Origin of the sequence: Roseobacter sp., assembly GCF_045106495.1 — a bacterium.
Taxonomy (GTDB): Bacteria; Pseudomonadota; Alphaproteobacteria; order Rhodobacterales; family Rhodobacteraceae; genus Roseobacter.
This window is the reverse complement of sequence record NZ_JBGCEQ010000003.1, coordinates 160,482-174,617: the sequence shown is the minus strand read 5'-3', so window position 1 is coordinate 174,617 and position 14,136 is coordinate 160,482. Positions and strand designations below refer to the sequence as shown.

Here is a 14,136-nt window from a genome sequence, read left to right as displayed (position 1 = left end):
TGTACGACAATACGGCACATACACCTTGTCAACGCCCTGTTGCGCAAGGCACAAATCTGCAATGTTGCTCGCATCTCCTGCAATATCCACGTTTTCAATATCCGACAGCTGATCATCGGGTATATTGGTATCTGTGCATTGGCCGCGCATACTTACAAGAGTGGTCTGCCTACCGGCGACTTTACTGATGTACATACCGCCGAGCTTTTACCGTGGACGAGTTTCCAAGCGAAAACTCGACAAGTATTTTAGCATATGCTTCATATGTCTGTGCGCGCACCAATTGCTTCTCCTAAGCCATGATTTGTCTAAGCCCCCGCAACATGCAGCTGATTAGAAACCGATTGTAATCTCGGGGCTTGATTTGAAGTCCGAAGAGCGCAAGTCTAAGGCATGAATTATCAGGTGCCTCCGTCCAGCAATCTGCACCATCTACCGCCCGAGCAGATTGCCTTTCACCGCACAGAACTCTCGGTGATCCTATCCCTTTACGGCAAATTTGTTGCAGCCGGTGAATGGCGTGATTACGGTATTTCCTGTTTGCGCGAAGTGGCCATATTTTCCGTTTTCAGACGTACCGCCGAGAACCCGATGTATCGGATCGAAAAGCGGCCCAAGATGCGGGACAAGCAAGGAATGTATTCGGTTGTGGGCATGGATGGTCAGATTTTACGCCGTGGACATGATTTGAAAACTGTGGTGCGCGTGCTGGAACGCAAGCTGATCCGCGCCGTAGACTAGCAAAGTCAAGGCCGCGGCAGGCGTTTGTGCCCGGTGACCGGCCCGTCGCCTTGCGTCAGAATACGGGCGATGCCTGCTTCGATGCCTTCTTCGGTGACAGCCATATGGCCAGCGTTTGCATGGATCATTGTGCCCGCATCCATCACAAGGGCGACGTGACCTTTCCAGAAAATGAGATCACCACGGGCGTAGGGTGTGCCCTCAGGCAAATTTCTCCCAAGTGCCGCCTGTTGCAGGTCAGTGTCGCCGGGGCAGGGAATGTTGCATGCGTGACAGGCCCATTGCACCAGTGCAGAGCAATCCAAACCCCAACCGCTGTTCCCGCCCCATAGATAGGGGGTGCCGAGAAAGAGTGACGCGACAGCAATCGGATCGGTCGCGGTGTCGGAGGTTCTATGCAGATGCTGGCGTGGGATGTGACCCAGTTCGGTTTCAATGAAGATTGGCGTTTCTGCAATCGCGGTCAGTCGGCTCCCGAAGGACAGGGTCACGCGGTCCGATGATTTGATATCTGGCGCCGCGTACGCCTGCGTCATGCGGGCGGTTACCGCATGCGTTGCGATCGCCGGAGCCCCCAGGACATCCGCCATGACATAGCCGCAGTAGCCGTCCTTTTCTGACTTGATCAGCCGCCAGTTGCCATCGTGTTGCAAAACGGTCACGGGGTCGCCGTAGATCAGCTGGCGGTCGCGCGGTCCCGTCGGTGTGCGGTGCAAATCAGCCACCGGCACGGTCACCCGCTTGGGGTCGGATACGGACACAAGATCCGGGTCTGGTGTTGTGCGTGGGTCTCTCATGTCTGTGCCATGCCGTTTAGCGTTTGCAACAATGCGCGTGTTGCCTGACCGACACCGCCCTTTGGCCGCGCGGGGGCGTCGCTGGGTTGCCAGCCGTAGATGTCAAAATGCGCATATGTTGATGTGTCTACAAAACGACGCAAAAACAGTGCGGCAGTGATTGAACCGGCAAACCCGCCCTTGGGCGCGTTGTCCAGATCGGCAATGCCGGGTTCGATCATCGCTTCGTAGGGGGTATGAAAGGGCATGCGCCAGACCGGATCGGCCTGGGTTTGCGCGGCTGTTTCCAGCGCGGCGACAAATTGTAGATCGTCACAATAATAGGGTGCAAGGTCGGGGCCCACGGCAACACGTGCAGCGCCTGTCAGTGTGGCCATGGAAACAATCAGGTCAGGCTCGGCCTCTTGCGCATAGGAAAGCGCGTCGGCAAGCACCAGGCGGCCTTCCGCATCAGTATTGTTAATCTCGGCCGTGAGACCCTTGCGCGAGGTCAGAATATCGCCGGGTCGAAAGGCGTTGCCTGACACAGAGTTTTCAACGGCAGGGATCAACACGCGCAATTGGATAGGGACACCCGTGGCCATGATCATATGCGCCAGGCCGAGGACGGAAGCCGCACCTCCCATGTCCTTCTTCATCAACCCCATCGAGGCCCCGGGTTTCAGGTTCAGGCCGCCGGTGTCAAAACAGACACCTTTGCCGACCAAAGTGATCTTTGGACCCGCATCGCCCCATGACATATCCAGCAAACGTGGTGCGCAATGGGCGGCGCGTCCAACCGTATGGATCATCGGGAAATTTTGCGCCAAGAGGTCGTCACCGGCGATGACACTCAAGTCCGCACTGTGGATCGCAGCAAGGTCACGTGCCGCCTCCTCCAGGTTGTCCGGACCCATATCAGAAGCAGGCGTGTTGATGAGATCGCGGGTGAGTGCCTCCCCCGTTGCGATCGCATGAAGGACGTGCGCATTGCTGCTATTGGGGGCGGCAAGCTCTGCTGCCATGGGCGTTTGTGGGCGGTATCGGTCAAATCGATAGCCGGCAAGCAGACAGCCCAAAGCTTCGACTTCCGCGTCGCCTTCAGGCAAGCCAGATGCGATGGCATAGGCGCCTTTGGGAAGCTTGGATAGGGCTGATGCCAGATGGAAACGTCCCCGCGCGCGGGTATCTTCTGTGCCATAGCCTGCCAGAGCGAGCTTCGGGGTGCCATTTGAATCAGGCACCAAGACAGCCTGCCCCAGGCTGCCTGCGAACCCCAGCGAAGACACCCAAGCCGATACTGGGTAAGGCTGCTCAGACAGCCAGTCTTCAAGCTGGGATTGCGCGACGAGATGAAGTGGAATTGCTGGTTCAGATGGATCGGCAAAGGAGGGCATCGACATGACAAGGGGCCTTTCAGGCGAATTCCGTGTCAGATTAGACTGTCGTGTCTCCGGTGCAAGGGATCAGATCGTGATGTCCTGTAAATCCCAGATCGCCGTCAAAGACTGCTCGCCGATACGAATAAGGCGCGCAAGCGTCGCCGCAATGGCCGGATCATCGCTGTTGTCTATGGCTGACATCACATCGCCCGCGACGCGCGCCAGCACGTGCATGCCGATTTGATCCGCGATGGCGATCAGCGATCGCGCACATTTGCGTAATTCGGCCGAATTTGATGCGTTGTGCAAACGGCTGCAATGCGACAGCCGCAAAGCTAACTCTTCCATCGCGCGACAAACGACATCTTCAGCAGTCGCTTCGCCCAATTCAGCGTATAGTGCTGCAAGCCGATCCTGATCGACGTGCACGGTTTCTTTCAGCCTGATTTTCAGGAACTGATCCATTGCTCTCACCCTTTTACGCCCCCACGGCACGCAATTGGTATGGCACGCAAATTCTATCCAAAGTGTTTAGGCCCAGGACTGTTTTCGCTCGAATTAGATGTGAATGCGGTATAGTTGCACGCAACTACCACGAAAAAACGGTACCAAAATGAATCAGGCAAAACCGCTTCCGAACTACCTTGTACAGCGCTATCACGGCTGGAAAGCAACAGGTTATGCCGAAAACAAAGCTTGGTATCGCCGATTGGCAAGCGACGGTCAGCACCCGCGGGCTATGGTCATTTCCTGCTGCGACAGCCGTGTTCATGTCACATCGATTTTCGGAGCCGACCAAGGTGAATTTTTCATTCACCGCAATATTGCCAACCTTGTACCGCCTTACCAGCCGGACGGCGATCACCATGGTACCTCGGCGGCAGTGGAATATGCAGTCAACATGTTGAACGTGGCGCATTTGATTGTTTTAGGACACTCTAGTTGTGGCGGGATCAAAGGGTGCATTGACATGTGTAAGGGTCACGCACCGGAACTCGAAGGCAATCACAGTTTTGTGGGCCGTTGGATGGACATCCTCAAACCAAAATATGAATTGGTGGCTGGCGAAAGTGATCCGGTTCTTCAGGCACAACAGCTTGAAAAACATGCTGTGATGACAAGTCTGGAAAATCTTTTGACTTTCCCCTTTGTCCAATCCCGAGTTGAGGAAGGCCTGTTGACCTTGCATGGGTTGTGGACAGATATCGGCGAAGGCAGCCTCGAATTCTACAATCCTGAAAAACAGCAATTCCAACCACTTTGATGTTGCTTAAATGAACGATTGTTCTTATTCCACTGGGCAACCTTTCAGGAGCGTCTCATGGAGCAGATAATAACGTTGGCATCAAACAACCTGTTGTCACCGATCATTCTGTCTTTTGCCCTGGGTGTCGCTGCATCCCTGGCGCGCTCGGATTTGAGTGTGCCCGAAGCCGCCGCCAAGGCCCTGTCGATCTATCTGCTTTTCGCGATTGGGTTCAAAGGCGGCGTCAGTGTTTCATCGCATGGGATTGATGCAAGACTTGGTTTGACGCTCTTGGCGGGGATCATTCTGTCCGCCCTTTTGCCATTGATCGCTTTTGGCCTGCTTCAGGTGATGACAAAGTTGTCACGCCTGGACGCGGCGGCGGTTGCGGCGCATTACGGCTCAATCTCAATTGTCACCTTTGTTGCCGCGACCTCGGTGCTGGAAAGCAGCGGCATTGCGTCAGAGGGCTACATGGTGGCCGTGGCCGCCGCGATGGAAGCGCCCGCGATCCTGTCGGCACTTTGGCTGATTTCACGCGGTGGTGAGGGCCGCCGGATGGACAGCGACCTGTGGCGCGAGATCATGCTCAATGGATCGATTGTGTTGCTTGTCGGGTCGTTTTTCATCGGATGGGCGACAGGCGAAGAGGGGCTCAAGGAAATTTCAAGCTTCATCGTTGCCCCTTTCAAGGGCGTGCTCTGCCTGTTCTTGCTGGATATGGGGCTGGTCGCCGGGCGCGGGTTACGTGGCGGTAGCGGTGTATTGCGTCCGGGTGTCTTGGCTTTTGGCGTTCTCATGCCAATTATTGGCAGCCTCTTTGGGCTGGGCACCAGTCTGCTCTTGGGTTTGTCCGCGGGTGGTGTAGCATTGATGATGGTGTTGTCGGCATCGGCGTCTTACATCGCGGTTCCTGCCGCGATGCGTGTCGCCTTGCCCGAAGCAAACCCGTCGATTTACCTGACGCTGTCACTAGGCGTAACATTCCCTTTCAATCTGACGCTGGGCATTCCGCTCTATATTGCAATTGCAACAGCCCTGACAGGAGTCTGAATACATGGAAACGCATCAAGCCAAACGTGTTGAGATCACAATCGAAGCCATCATGCAATCACGCCTGTGTGAAACCTTGATTGACGCGGGCGTTACAGGTTTCACAATACTTCCGGTGCTGGGCGGATCGGGTCGATCCGGTGATTGGGTCCGTGCCGGTGAGATTGGCCGGGCCAGCGGTATGGTGCAGGTTATTTGCATCATTCGTAGCGAAAAATTGGACGATCTATTGGACGCTGCCTTCGGCGTGGTTGAGCGCCATATCGGCGTTGTCAGCATTGTTGATTGTGAAGTGCTACGTGCCGAAAGATTTTAACCTTTTTTAAACCAAAATTAAGGAAACCTCTGCGGTATGAACAGCCGTACAGTGACGATACAATTGCCCGCCGACCTCATGCTTGCCGTGCACGATCTGGCGACGGAGCGCGAAGGCACAGTTGGGAAGATCATCGAAGATCTTTTGGTTACCCATCTTGCTGCGCAAAATGGATCAAAAAAGAAAACAGAAGCAGCAGATCAACGCCTGGTATTTGCGCTGCAGAATTTGCTATTTCGGGATATGGCTGAGGCCTCCGGCTGGGATGATCTAGACGCGCGCCTGCGTCGGCACGGCTATTACCTCAAGATTGCATGGGGCGGGTTGTCGCTGCATACTGAAACCAGCGGTCAGTGGCTTTGCAATTCCTCTGATCTGGGTTTTTCCTACCTCACATTCTTGCGCCGCTTTGGACCCGGAAAGCCAAAAGGTCCAAGAGACTGACGGCGCGCCTTAGATCTGTTTGTCGATCAACAGGATTTTCTCTCTGAGCAGCATTCTGACCGCCGAGAAAAAAAGAGGCACGCAAAACGTGCCTCTTCGGTGTTGATACTGACGTATCTTTTAGCCCTTTTTTAGCACCCGGTTGCCCAGAAGTTCCGCAATTTGCACGGCGTTCAGAGCGGCTCCTTTGCGCAGGTTATCTGACACACACCACAGGTTCAGACCGTTAGCAATTGTACTGTCCTGACGGATGCGGCTGATGAATGTTGCGAAATCGCCAACACACTCAACCGGCGTGACATAGCCACCGTCCTGGCGCTTGTCGATCACCATGACACCTGGCGCTGTGCGCAGGATTTCGCGCGCTTCGTCTTCGTCCAGATGTTCTTCGAATTCAATGTTCACGGCCTCTGAGTGGCCGACAAACACCGGCACGCGCACGCATGTGGCGGTTACTTTTATGGATGGATCGACGATTTTCTTCGTCTCCACCATCATTTTCCACTCTTCTTTTGTGGTGCCATCTTCCATGAAGTCATCAATGTGCGGGATCACGTTGAAAGCAATCTGCTTTGTGAACTTCCTTGGCGGTTTGTCATCTGTGGGGTTGTAGATGGATTTGGTCTGATCCCACAATTCATCCGCGCCCTCTTTTCCGGCACCAGACACCGATTGGTAGGTGGAGACAACCACGCGTTTGATCGTCGCCCGGTCATGCAGAGGTTTCAGCGCAACAACCATCTGTGCGGTAGAGCAATTTGGATTGGCAATGATGTTTTTCTTGGCATAGCCCATGATCGCATCCGCGTTCACCTCTGGCACGATCAGGGGCACCTCCGGATCATAGCGATAGAGCGACGAGTTATCGATTACCACGCAGCCGACTTTTGCCGCTCTGGGGGCGTATTTCTTCGTGGCCTCTGAGCCGACGGCGAAAAGCGCAATGTCCCAGCCTGTGAAGTCAAACGTATCAAGGTCCTTCGTCTTCAGCGTCTTCTCGCCAAAGCTCACTTCTGTGCCCAGAGATCTCCGGCTGGCCAGCACGGCGATCTCGTCCACGGGGAAGTGGCGTTCATCAAGAATGTTCAGCATTTCGCGGCCCACATTACCTGTGGCACCCGCAATAACGACGCGGTAACCCATCTGTTTTACTCCGATATATAAGTGATGGTGCGCGCCTCTTATACCCCTTGCTGGTTAAGGGAAAGGGTTGTCAGGCTTTCTTGCCTTTCCACTTGGCGGCAGCGGCTTTTGCATTGTTGAGCAAGAGCGCAATATCCATTGCGACGGCCACAAACCGCGCGCCAGCCTCCAAGGATTTTTCGATCATCCCTTCGTCAGTTGTCAGTATGCCCGCAGCCTTGCCGCTGTCGCTGATCTTTTTGAGGGCACCTAGAATGGTCGCCTGCATGTCAGGATGCATGTTCTGACCCAGAAAACCAAGGCTGGCTGAGAGGTCCGCAGGGCCGATGAAGACACCATCCACGCCATCAACGGCAAGGATATCGTCCAGATTGTCTAGACCAGTTTTGCTTTCGACCTGTACCAACAGACAAATCTGGTCATTGGCCGTCGGGCCGTAGTTTTCGATTTGACCAAAGCCTGACACGCGACCGACCGCGTAGCCCACGCCGCGCGTGCCTTCGGGGGGATAGCGACAAGCGCGCACCAGTTCGCGGGCCTGCTCGGCGGTTTCTACCATCGGTACCAGCACCGTTTGCGCCCCGACATCCAGGATCTGTTTGATCATCCATGTTTCGCCAACCGTAAGCCGAACCACCGGATGACTATCGCTATCTTTGAGCGCCATCATCTGGTCGCGAATGGAGCGAATGTCATTTGGGGAATGTTCGCCGTCAATCAGCAACCAATCAAATCCCGCGTTGCCCATGATCTCCGCAGTGTAGCTTTCGGCAATGCTCATCCAGCAACCAAAAAGAGTGTCACCCTCAGCGAGGGCTTTTTTGAAAGTGTTGATTGGCGCGGGCATGAACGGTCCTTCGCATGTTGTTTGATGCGCACCATAAGGCGACCGCGCAGGCGAGTACCAGCAGGAAAGAACTGCAGGCATGTATCGCCGGTTACCCTTTTGGAAATTTTGCTGAATTCTGCACTATTTGTCAGGCTCAAAGGATAGTACGGGGCAAATTTGGGAGGCTTGTCGCGTTAAAACAGGAACGGTGTCTTTTATGGTGTCTTGCCTTGTTTCAGGCCTTCTGTGCAGGGGGCTGGCCGTCCACGATCACGATGTTAGCCGTGCAAGCTGCGGACCGATGCTCTCGGGCATTTTGGTATTCTGGCGAATTGTAACAGGCCAGCGCCTGCTCTTTGCTGTCGAAAGAGATCACGACATGGCGTTGCCATGTTTGGCCTTCCAGCGTGTCGGCGGCACCGCCTCGTACCAGAAACTCCGCGCCATATTTTGCGAAGGCCGCAGGGGCAAGTTGTTGGTAGTCACCGTAGGCCTCTGGGTCGGTCACCGTGACAAAGGCGATCCAATATGCTTTGGAAACCTCATTCGTCATCATGCGGCTTAGTGTTGAGAAACCGTTGAGCGGTTGCGGCGGCATCATCAATATGCGCTTCGACGGCGCGGCGGGCGGCATCCGGGTCACGGCTAAGCGTTGCGGCGTGAATTTCCTTCATATGACTGAAGCCGGGACGCGATCTATCTTTTGCGGCGAGGGTGAGGGCGCGAAGTCTGCTGATCCGGCCGTTCAAACGCTGCACGATCTCCCAGGCGACGGCATGGTCCGCTTCTTCAAACATGACCTGATAAAAATGTGTTGTGGCCTTTAGCAGATCGCTCCAGGTTTCATCATCCTTCGTCTTTTCGATCCCATGCAGAGCGGCCGTGAGTTTCTCCGCAAAACCCGCTTTGGCATTTGCGGCACAAGCGGCCACCGCTGAGCCTTCGAGCTGGCGGCGGATGTCGTAGATTTGTTTGGCTTGACGCCAGCTTAAGGTGGCAACGATCGGCCCACGATTCGGGATGATATCGACAAGACCTTCGGCCTCAAGAAACCGAATGGTCTCGCGGATCACGGTGCGGCTGACACCAAGCTGCTCGCACAGCGGTCGCTCTACAAGGCGTTCGCCTGGTGCAAAATGACCCTCAATAATTGCTGTCCGCATGCGTTCTTGCACGATATCGCGCAGGGTCTGTGGAACCTTCTCGATCCTGGGCAGAGGGATTTTTTCTGATTTCATGGGAGTGTTCTTAGCATTCAACGGCGTCATCAACAAGAAGATTGACATATGGTATAATGGTATACCATATAGTAGCTAGTTTTTTAGCCAAGGAGTTTCCCGTGCCCGCAGACATTAGAAAGACCCTTTTGCATGTGGAAAAAACGCTGATTGAAGGTGGCAAGGCGGCGGAAAAACCGCTCACGCTGATAGCGGCGATGGCGGTGATCAGGAACCCCTGGACGGGTCTGGGGTTTGTTGATGATTTATCTCCGGCGATTCACGACTGCGCCCCGGAATTGGGTGCATTGCTGACCAAGATGGTGTTGGACGCCGCGGGCGGCGGTGACAAAGTCGAAGGTTACGGTAAATCTGCTATTGTTGGTCTGAATGGCGAGGTCGAGCATGCCTCTGCCTTGATCCACACACTTCACTTTGGAAATCATTACCGCAATGCGGTGGGTGCGAAATCCTACTTGTCGTTTTGCAACACGCGCGGCCCGGCAAATGCGCCCCTGATGATCCCGCTGATGGACAAGCATGACGGTGGCAAACGATCGCACTACTTGACGATACAAACCAGTGTGGCAGATGCGCCCGCAGCTGACGAAATCCTGATAGCTTTGGGGGCGTCCATTGGTGGCCGCCCGCACCACCGCATTGGAGACCGGTACAAGGATCTGAAAGAGATGGGCCATGACGTTGACAACCCTGCGGCTGTCTGAGGTCGGGCAAAAAGTTACCTACCGCGCACGTGGAAGCGGTGAGCCTTTGGTGTTGATCCACGGTGTCGGTATGCAATCAGCGGCATGGGAACCACAAATTGAGCATTTTGCCACCAGCCACCTGGTGATCGCGCTGGATATGCCGGGCCATGGCGGGAGCGACCCGCTGCCTGCGGGTAGTCCATTGCCTGCCTTCGTCATTTGGGCCAAGCGCGTCATTCGTGCTCTGGGACTTGGACCTGTCAACCTGGTGGGCCACTCGATGGGTGCGCTGATAGTCGGCGGGCTTGCCGCAACCCGTCAAGATCTTGTTACGCGTGCGGCGCTTTTGAACGGCGTCTTTCGGCGAGACCCCGTTGCGAAAGCGGCAGTTGTGGCGCGCGCTGCCGAAATTCGAGCTGGTAAGGTCGATCTTGAGACCCCCCTTTCCCGGTGGTTCGAAAAGGATGAAAGTCAGGCCCGCGCCCTAGTTGCCACATGGCTTACGGCTGTCGATCCGAGCAGTTATGCCACAGCCTATGCCGCGTTCGCGGAAGGTGATGCCACCTATGCTGATCAATATTCAGACATCGCCTGCCCATTTGTGGCCATCACTGGCGATGGCGATCCAAATTCAACTCCTGCCATGGCTCAAAAGATGGCCAGCCTTGCCCAGTCCGGATGCGCCGTTACCATCAAAGGGCACCGGCATATGGTCAATCTCACAGCGGCTGATGATGTTAATGCGCACCTTCAGGACTGGCTCAAACAGCCTGCACGCCCGAAAGAATTGCAATGAAACCGCTGGACCCCCGCGCCTTGCGTAACGCCTTCGGAACCTTCATGACAGGGGTAACTGTCGTGACAGCCCGTGACGAAAATGGCGACCCTTTGGGGTTTACCGCCAACTCGTTTACCTCCGTGTCAATCGATCCGCCTCTGGTGTTGGTGTGTCTGGCGAAGTCGTCAAAGAACTATGTTGCATTGGTTAATGCCGCTGGTTTTGCCGTGAACGTTTTGTCCGAAACACAGATCGAAATCTCCAATACATTTGCACGCCCAGTTGATGACCGCTTTGCATCCGTTGCATGGCGCAAAGGGTCTGGAGGCGCACCGATTTTAAACGATGTTTCCGCGTGGTTTGAGTGTGCAATGTACAAGACGGTCGATGCAGGTGATCATATGATCCTTATTGGCGAAGTCGTCGATTTTGATCATACGGCAGCCTCCGGTCTTGGGTATGCTCGTGGCGCTTATGTCACGGCCTCTATGGCGGGGGACGCGTTGGGGCAGACGACGGACCTCGTCGTCTCGGTTTTGATTGAACGTGATGGGCAGGTCCTTTTGTGCGATGATGGCGGCGGCGGATTGGCGTTGCCCGAAATGCTTGTGGATCACGAAGGCGCTTCAGCGGCAGCAAAAAAACTTATTGCGGCAACCGGCCTGAAGGCGCAGCCGGGCTTTGTCTATTCCGTCTTTGAGGATGTGCGCCACAGACGCCAGCATATCTCCTTTTTGTGCCAATCTGCTGAAGGCGACCCGATAAAGGGCAGTTTTGTGATGTTGTCAGGGACCGGATTGGACGACGTTTCGAGCCCTGCCGTGCTGACGATGCTGGAGCGTTTTGCCGCCGAAAGGCAGTTTGGAAATTTCGGTATCTACTATGGCGATCAAACCAGCGGCGAGGTCCGTTCAATGCAGCAAGGGAGCTAAGGCATGCGTTTTTCATTGTTTGTCCACATGGAACGGCTCTCACCGGAGCAGGACCAGAAACAACTTTATGATGACTTCATTGCGCTTTCCAAAATGGCCGATGATGGCAAGATGCATGCGGTATGGACGGGTGAGCACCATGGTATGGATTTTACGATTGCTCCGAACCCCTTTCTGAACTTGATTGATCTTGCGCGACAAACCAAGAACGTGCGTCTTGGCACTGGCACAATCATCGCTCCGTTCTGGCACCCTATTCGACTCGCGGGCGAGGCAGCGATGACCGACATGATTATGGATGGCAGGTTGGAGCTTGGCATTGCGCGTGGCGCTTACAACTATGAATACGAACGCATGGTACCTGGTATGGATGCTTGGGACGCGGGTCAACGGATGCGTGAATTGATACCTGCGGTACAAAACCTCTGGGCCGGCGATTATGCCCAAGAGGGTAGTTACCATTCCTTTCCGTCAACCACATCATCCCCCAAACCTGTTCAACCGAAGGGACCGCCTATATGGGTGGCCGCCCGCGACCCGAACAGCCACGAATTTGCCATCGAAAATGGCTGCCATGTTCAGGTAACCCCACTATGGCAAGGCGACGATGAAATCACCAAACTAATGGACACTTTTAACGCGGCTTGCGCGAAACACCCAGAAGTCCCGCGCCCGGAAATCATGTTGTTGAACCATACCTATATCGCCGCGGACGCCGCAGATGCTCAACAGGCCGCCGAAGAAATAAACCGGTTTTATTGTTACTTTGGTGCATGGTTTAAAAATGAACGTTCTGTGTCGCAAGGTTTGATGGAAAGGCTCACAGAAGCAGATATTGGGAGCCATCCGTTCTATTCTGCGGATGCCATGCTGCGCGACAATGTCATTGGGACACCTGCTGAAGCTATCAAACGGATCAAGTCCTACGAAGAGCTGGGGTATGATGAATATGCGTTCTGGATCGACAGTGGGATGACATTTGAACGCAAGAAAGCGTCTCTGGAACGCTTCATCAACGATGTGATGCCAGCCTTTGCCTGAAGGAAAATCTATGCGGCAGTTTCAGCACTATATTGGCGGCGAGTTCCTGGATGGATCTGCGCAGTTCGAGAGCAAAAACCCGGCTACAGAGCGGGTTTGGGCCATGATGCCTGAAGCCCGCGCAGAGGATGTGAATGCCGCAGTTGATGCTGCGCACGCCGCGTTTCTGTCTAGCGAATGGGCCGGAATGACAGCTACAGCCCGTGGTAAACTACTTTTTCGTTTGGCGGACCTGATTGCTGAGAATGCGCAAGTGCTTGCCGAGATTGAAACCCGTGACACAGGAAAGATCATTCGCGAAACCTCGGCGCAAATTGCTTACGTGGCTGAGTACTATCGCTACTATGCGGGACTAGCTGATAAAATCGAAGGGGCGCATTTGCCCATCGATAAGCCCGACATGGAGGTCTGGTTGCGCCGCGAACCCGTAGGAGTGGTCGCGGCGATTGTACCGTGGAATTCGCAATTGTTCCTGTCTGCAGTCAAAATCGGACCGGCCTTGGCAGCGGGATGTACTGTGGTTCTCAAAGCCTCGGAAGACGCACCCGCACCAATGCTGGAGTTCGCGCGTCTCTTCGATCAGGCGGGCTTTCCTAAGGGCGTATTGAACGTGATTACCGGGTTTGGAGATACTTGTGGGGCCGTGTTGACGCAGCATCCGAAAATAGACCACATCGCCTTTACAGGTGGGCCCGAAACAGCGCGCCATATCATTCGAAATTCCGCTGATAACCTTGCCTCGACATCGCTTGAATTGGGCGGAAAATCACCGTTCATCGTTTTTGAAGACGCCGACATTGAAAGCGCCGTGAACGCGCAGATCTCAGGTATTTTCGCAGCAACCGGACAAAGCTGCGTGGCCGGATCGCGCCTTATCATTTCGCATCAGATCAAAGACGCGTTTCTTGCACGCCTCAAGATAAAGGCCGAGGCGATTGTCATCGGAGCGCCTGACGATATGGTGACCGAGGTTGGGCCGCTTTGCACAGAAAGTCAGGTGCACCGGGCGGTTGATCTCATCGATGCGTCCAAAAAGGCGGGAGCAAAAGTCATCGCGGGAGGACGCCCATTGGACCGCGCAGGCCATTACTTCCCCCCCACAATCATAGACTGTTCCAACGCGCCTGAAGCGCCTTGCGTAACCAGCGAGTTTTTTGGCCCCGTCTTGTCAGTTCTGAGTTTTGACACCGAAGCGCAGGCGCTACGCATCGCCAATGACACGGCGTTTGGCCTTGCCTCGGGTGTTTTCACCAAGGACCTGGCACGTGCGCACCGTTTGATCCGTGGCATCCGCGCTGGCATCGTATGGGTAAACACATACCGTGCGGTGAGCCCCATGGCGCCCTTTGGTGGTACCGGTCTGAGCGGTCACGGCCGCGAAGGTGGCCTGCAAGCGGCACTGGATTACACACGCACCAAGGCGGTTTGGCTGCGCACCAGCGATGACCCAATCCCCGATCCTTTTGTGATGCGCTAGCTGCGGGTGGGTGATTTTGAAGCCGGCCCAACAAGGCATCCGAAGCAAGTGGTC

17 protein-coding genes are annotated in these 14,136 nt (G+C 55.0%); 10 read left to right on the top strand and 7 right to left on the bottom strand.

What is annotated here, in order from left to right; translation table 11 throughout:
- Positions 1-393: 393 nt before the first annotated feature.
- Entirely contained in the window at positions 394-741 is a 348-nt protein-coding gene (locus tag AB8B75_RS02835; protein ID WP_405359673.1) for a DUF2794 domain-containing protein, read from the top strand.
- 5 nt (positions 742-746) lie between these two features.
- Here AB8B75_RS02835 and AB8B75_RS02830 read toward each other — a convergent pair whose 3' ends face one another.
- From AB8B75_RS02830 to AB8B75_RS02820, 3 genes are all read right to left on the bottom strand, one after another.
- Positions 747-1,538, bottom strand: coding sequence for an NlpC/P60 family protein (locus AB8B75_RS02830; protein ID WP_405359671.1), 792 nt, complete (start codon positions 1,536-1,538; stop codon positions 747-749).
- Complete coding sequence (locus tag AB8B75_RS02825) at positions 1,535-2,920, bottom strand: leucyl aminopeptidase family protein (RefSeq protein ID WP_405359670.1); 1,386 nt, start codon at positions 2,918-2,920, stop codon at positions 1,535-1,537. The genes AB8B75_RS02830 and AB8B75_RS02825 overlap by 4 nt, the downstream gene beginning before the upstream one ends.
- Before the next feature lie 63 nt (positions 2,921-2,983).
- Positions 2,984-3,364 carry a hypothetical protein gene (locus tag AB8B75_RS02820; RefSeq protein WP_405359668.1) on the bottom strand — a complete coding sequence of 127 codons (381 nt, stop codon included), beginning with the start codon at positions 3,362-3,364 and terminating at the stop codon, positions 2,984-2,986.
- Positions 3,365-3,512: 148 nt separating this feature from the next.
- On the opposite strand from AB8B75_RS02820, the gene AB8B75_RS02815 reads away from it, so the two are divergent.
- Genes AB8B75_RS02815 through AB8B75_RS02800 form a run of 4 tightly spaced genes read left to right on the top strand, consistent with a single transcriptional unit; the run spans position 3,513 to position 5,958 of the window.
- Positions 3,513-4,163, top strand: a complete 651-nt coding sequence (locus AB8B75_RS02815) for a carbonic anhydrase (RefSeq protein ID WP_405359667.1) — start codon at positions 3,513-3,515, stop codon at positions 4,161-4,163.
- Between the two features lie 57 nt (positions 4,164-4,220).
- On the top strand, positions 4,221-5,198 hold the full coding sequence (locus AB8B75_RS02810; RefSeq protein WP_405359665.1) for a sodium-dependent bicarbonate transport family permease: 978 nt from the start codon (positions 4,221-4,223) through the stop codon (positions 5,196-5,198).
- 4 nt (positions 5,199-5,202) lie between these two features.
- Positions 5,203-5,514 (top strand): P-II family nitrogen regulator, encoded by a 312-nt coding sequence (locus tag AB8B75_RS02805; protein ID WP_405359664.1) that lies wholly within the window; start codon positions 5,203-5,205, stop codon positions 5,512-5,514.
- A gap of 36 nt (positions 5,515-5,550) precedes the next feature.
- Entirely contained in the window at positions 5,551-5,958 is a 408-nt protein-coding gene (locus AB8B75_RS02800) for a hypothetical protein (protein WP_405359662.1), read from the top strand.
- Between the two features lie 120 nt (positions 5,959-6,078).
- Here AB8B75_RS02800 and AB8B75_RS02795 read toward each other — a convergent pair whose 3' ends face one another.
- From AB8B75_RS02795 to AB8B75_RS02780, 4 genes are all read right to left on the bottom strand, one after another.
- The gene (locus tag AB8B75_RS02795; RefSeq protein ID WP_405359660.1) at positions 6,079-7,101 is read right to left on the bottom strand and encodes an aspartate-semialdehyde dehydrogenase; all 1,023 of its coding nucleotides are present in this window, start codon (positions 7,099-7,101) and stop codon (positions 6,079-6,081) included.
- A gap of 70 nt (positions 7,102-7,171) precedes the next feature.
- The gene (locus AB8B75_RS02790; RefSeq protein WP_405359658.1) at positions 7,172-7,948 is read right to left on the bottom strand and encodes an HpcH/HpaI aldolase/citrate lyase family protein; all 777 of its coding nucleotides are present in this window, start codon (positions 7,946-7,948) and stop codon (positions 7,172-7,174) included.
- Positions 7,949-8,165: 217 nt separating this feature from the next.
- Positions 8,166-8,486: a DUF1330 domain-containing protein gene (locus AB8B75_RS02785; RefSeq protein WP_405359657.1), complete on the bottom strand. Its 321-nt coding sequence runs from the start codon at positions 8,484-8,486 to the stop codon at positions 8,166-8,168.
- Positions 8,473-9,168: a GntR family transcriptional regulator gene (locus tag AB8B75_RS02780; protein ID WP_405359655.1), complete on the bottom strand. Its 696-nt coding sequence runs from the start codon at positions 9,166-9,168 to the stop codon at positions 8,473-8,475. Before AB8B75_RS02780 ends, AB8B75_RS02785 begins: the two co-directional genes overlap by 14 nt.
- Before the next feature lie 101 nt (positions 9,169-9,269).
- Between AB8B75_RS02780 and AB8B75_RS02775 the strand changes: the two genes are divergently transcribed.
- Genes AB8B75_RS02775 through AB8B75_RS02755 form a run of 5 tightly spaced genes read left to right on the top strand, consistent with a single transcriptional unit; the run spans position 9,270 to position 14,082 of the window.
- A complete protein-coding gene (locus tag AB8B75_RS02775) occupies positions 9,270-9,872 on the top strand; it encodes an amino acid synthesis family protein (RefSeq protein WP_405359653.1) in 603 nt (200 codons plus the stop codon).
- Positions 9,844-10,650: an alpha/beta fold hydrolase gene (locus AB8B75_RS02770; protein WP_405359651.1), complete on the top strand. Its 807-nt coding sequence runs from the start codon at positions 9,844-9,846 to the stop codon at positions 10,648-10,650. Before AB8B75_RS02775 ends, AB8B75_RS02770 begins: the two co-directional genes overlap by 29 nt.
- On the top strand, positions 10,647-11,564 hold the full coding sequence (locus AB8B75_RS02765; RefSeq protein WP_405359649.1) for a flavin reductase: 918 nt from the start codon (positions 10,647-10,649) through the stop codon (positions 11,562-11,564). Before AB8B75_RS02770 ends, AB8B75_RS02765 begins: the two co-directional genes overlap by 4 nt.
- Positions 11,565-11,567: 3 nt before the next feature.
- Positions 11,568-12,605 (top strand): LLM class flavin-dependent oxidoreductase, encoded by a 1,038-nt coding sequence (locus AB8B75_RS02760; RefSeq protein WP_405359647.1) that lies wholly within the window; start codon positions 11,568-11,570, stop codon positions 12,603-12,605.
- 10 nt (positions 12,606-12,615) lie between these two features.
- A complete protein-coding gene (locus tag AB8B75_RS02755) occupies positions 12,616-14,082 on the top strand; it encodes an aldehyde dehydrogenase (protein WP_405359645.1) in 1,467 nt (488 codons plus the stop codon).
- The last annotated feature ends 54 nt before the right edge of the window (positions 14,083-14,136 follow it).

Bases quoted from the DNA above. Each gene is read 5' to 3' on its own strand.
- AB8B75_RS02810 (WP_405359665.1), top strand. From the start codon at position 4,221: ATGGAGCAGATAATAACGTTGGCATCAAACAACCTGTTGTCACCGATC.
- AB8B75_RS02760 (WP_405359647.1), top strand. From the start codon at position 11,568: ATGCGTTTTTCATTGTTTGTCCACATGGAACGGCTCTCACCGGAGCAG.
- AB8B75_RS02825 (WP_405359670.1), bottom strand. From the start codon at position 2,920: ATGTCGATGCCCTCCTTTGCCGATCCATCTGAACCAGCAATTCCACTT.
- AB8B75_RS02820 (WP_405359668.1), bottom strand. From the start codon at position 3,364: ATGGATCAGTTCCTGAAAATCAGGCTGAAAGAAACCGTGCACGTCGAT.
- AB8B75_RS02765 (WP_405359649.1), top strand. From the start codon at position 10,647: ATGAAACCGCTGGACCCCCGCGCCTTGCGTAACGCCTTCGGAACCTTC.
- AB8B75_RS02780 (WP_405359655.1), bottom strand. From the start codon at position 9,168: ATGAAATCAGAAAAAATCCCTCTGCCCAGGATCGAGAAGGTTCCACAG.
- AB8B75_RS02805 (WP_405359664.1), top strand. From the start codon at position 5,203: ATGGAAACGCATCAAGCCAAACGTGTTGAGATCACAATCGAAGCCATC.
- AB8B75_RS02800 (WP_405359662.1), top strand. From the start codon at position 5,551: ATGAACAGCCGTACAGTGACGATACAATTGCCCGCCGACCTCATGCTT.
- AB8B75_RS02755 (WP_405359645.1), top strand. From the start codon at position 12,616: ATGCGGCAGTTTCAGCACTATATTGGCGGCGAGTTCCTGGATGGATCT.
- AB8B75_RS02830 (WP_405359671.1), bottom strand. From the start codon at position 1,538: ATGAGAGACCCACGCACAACACCAGACCCGGATCTTGTGTCCGTATCC.
- AB8B75_RS02835 (WP_405359673.1), top strand. From the start codon at position 394: ATGAATTATCAGGTGCCTCCGTCCAGCAATCTGCACCATCTACCGCCC.
- AB8B75_RS02790 (WP_405359658.1), bottom strand. From the start codon at position 7,948: ATGCCCGCGCCAATCAACACTTTCAAAAAAGCCCTCGCTGAGGGTGAC.
- AB8B75_RS02795 (WP_405359660.1), bottom strand. From the start codon at position 7,101: ATGGGTTACCGCGTCGTTATTGCGGGTGCCACAGGTAATGTGGGCCGC.
- AB8B75_RS02785 (WP_405359657.1), bottom strand. From the start codon at position 8,486: ATGATGACGAATGAGGTTTCCAAAGCATATTGGATCGCCTTTGTCACG.
- AB8B75_RS02815 (WP_405359667.1), top strand. From the start codon at position 3,513: ATGAATCAGGCAAAACCGCTTCCGAACTACCTTGTACAGCGCTATCAC.
- AB8B75_RS02770 (WP_405359651.1), top strand. From the start codon at position 9,844: ATGACGTTGACAACCCTGCGGCTGTCTGAGGTCGGGCAAAAAGTTACC.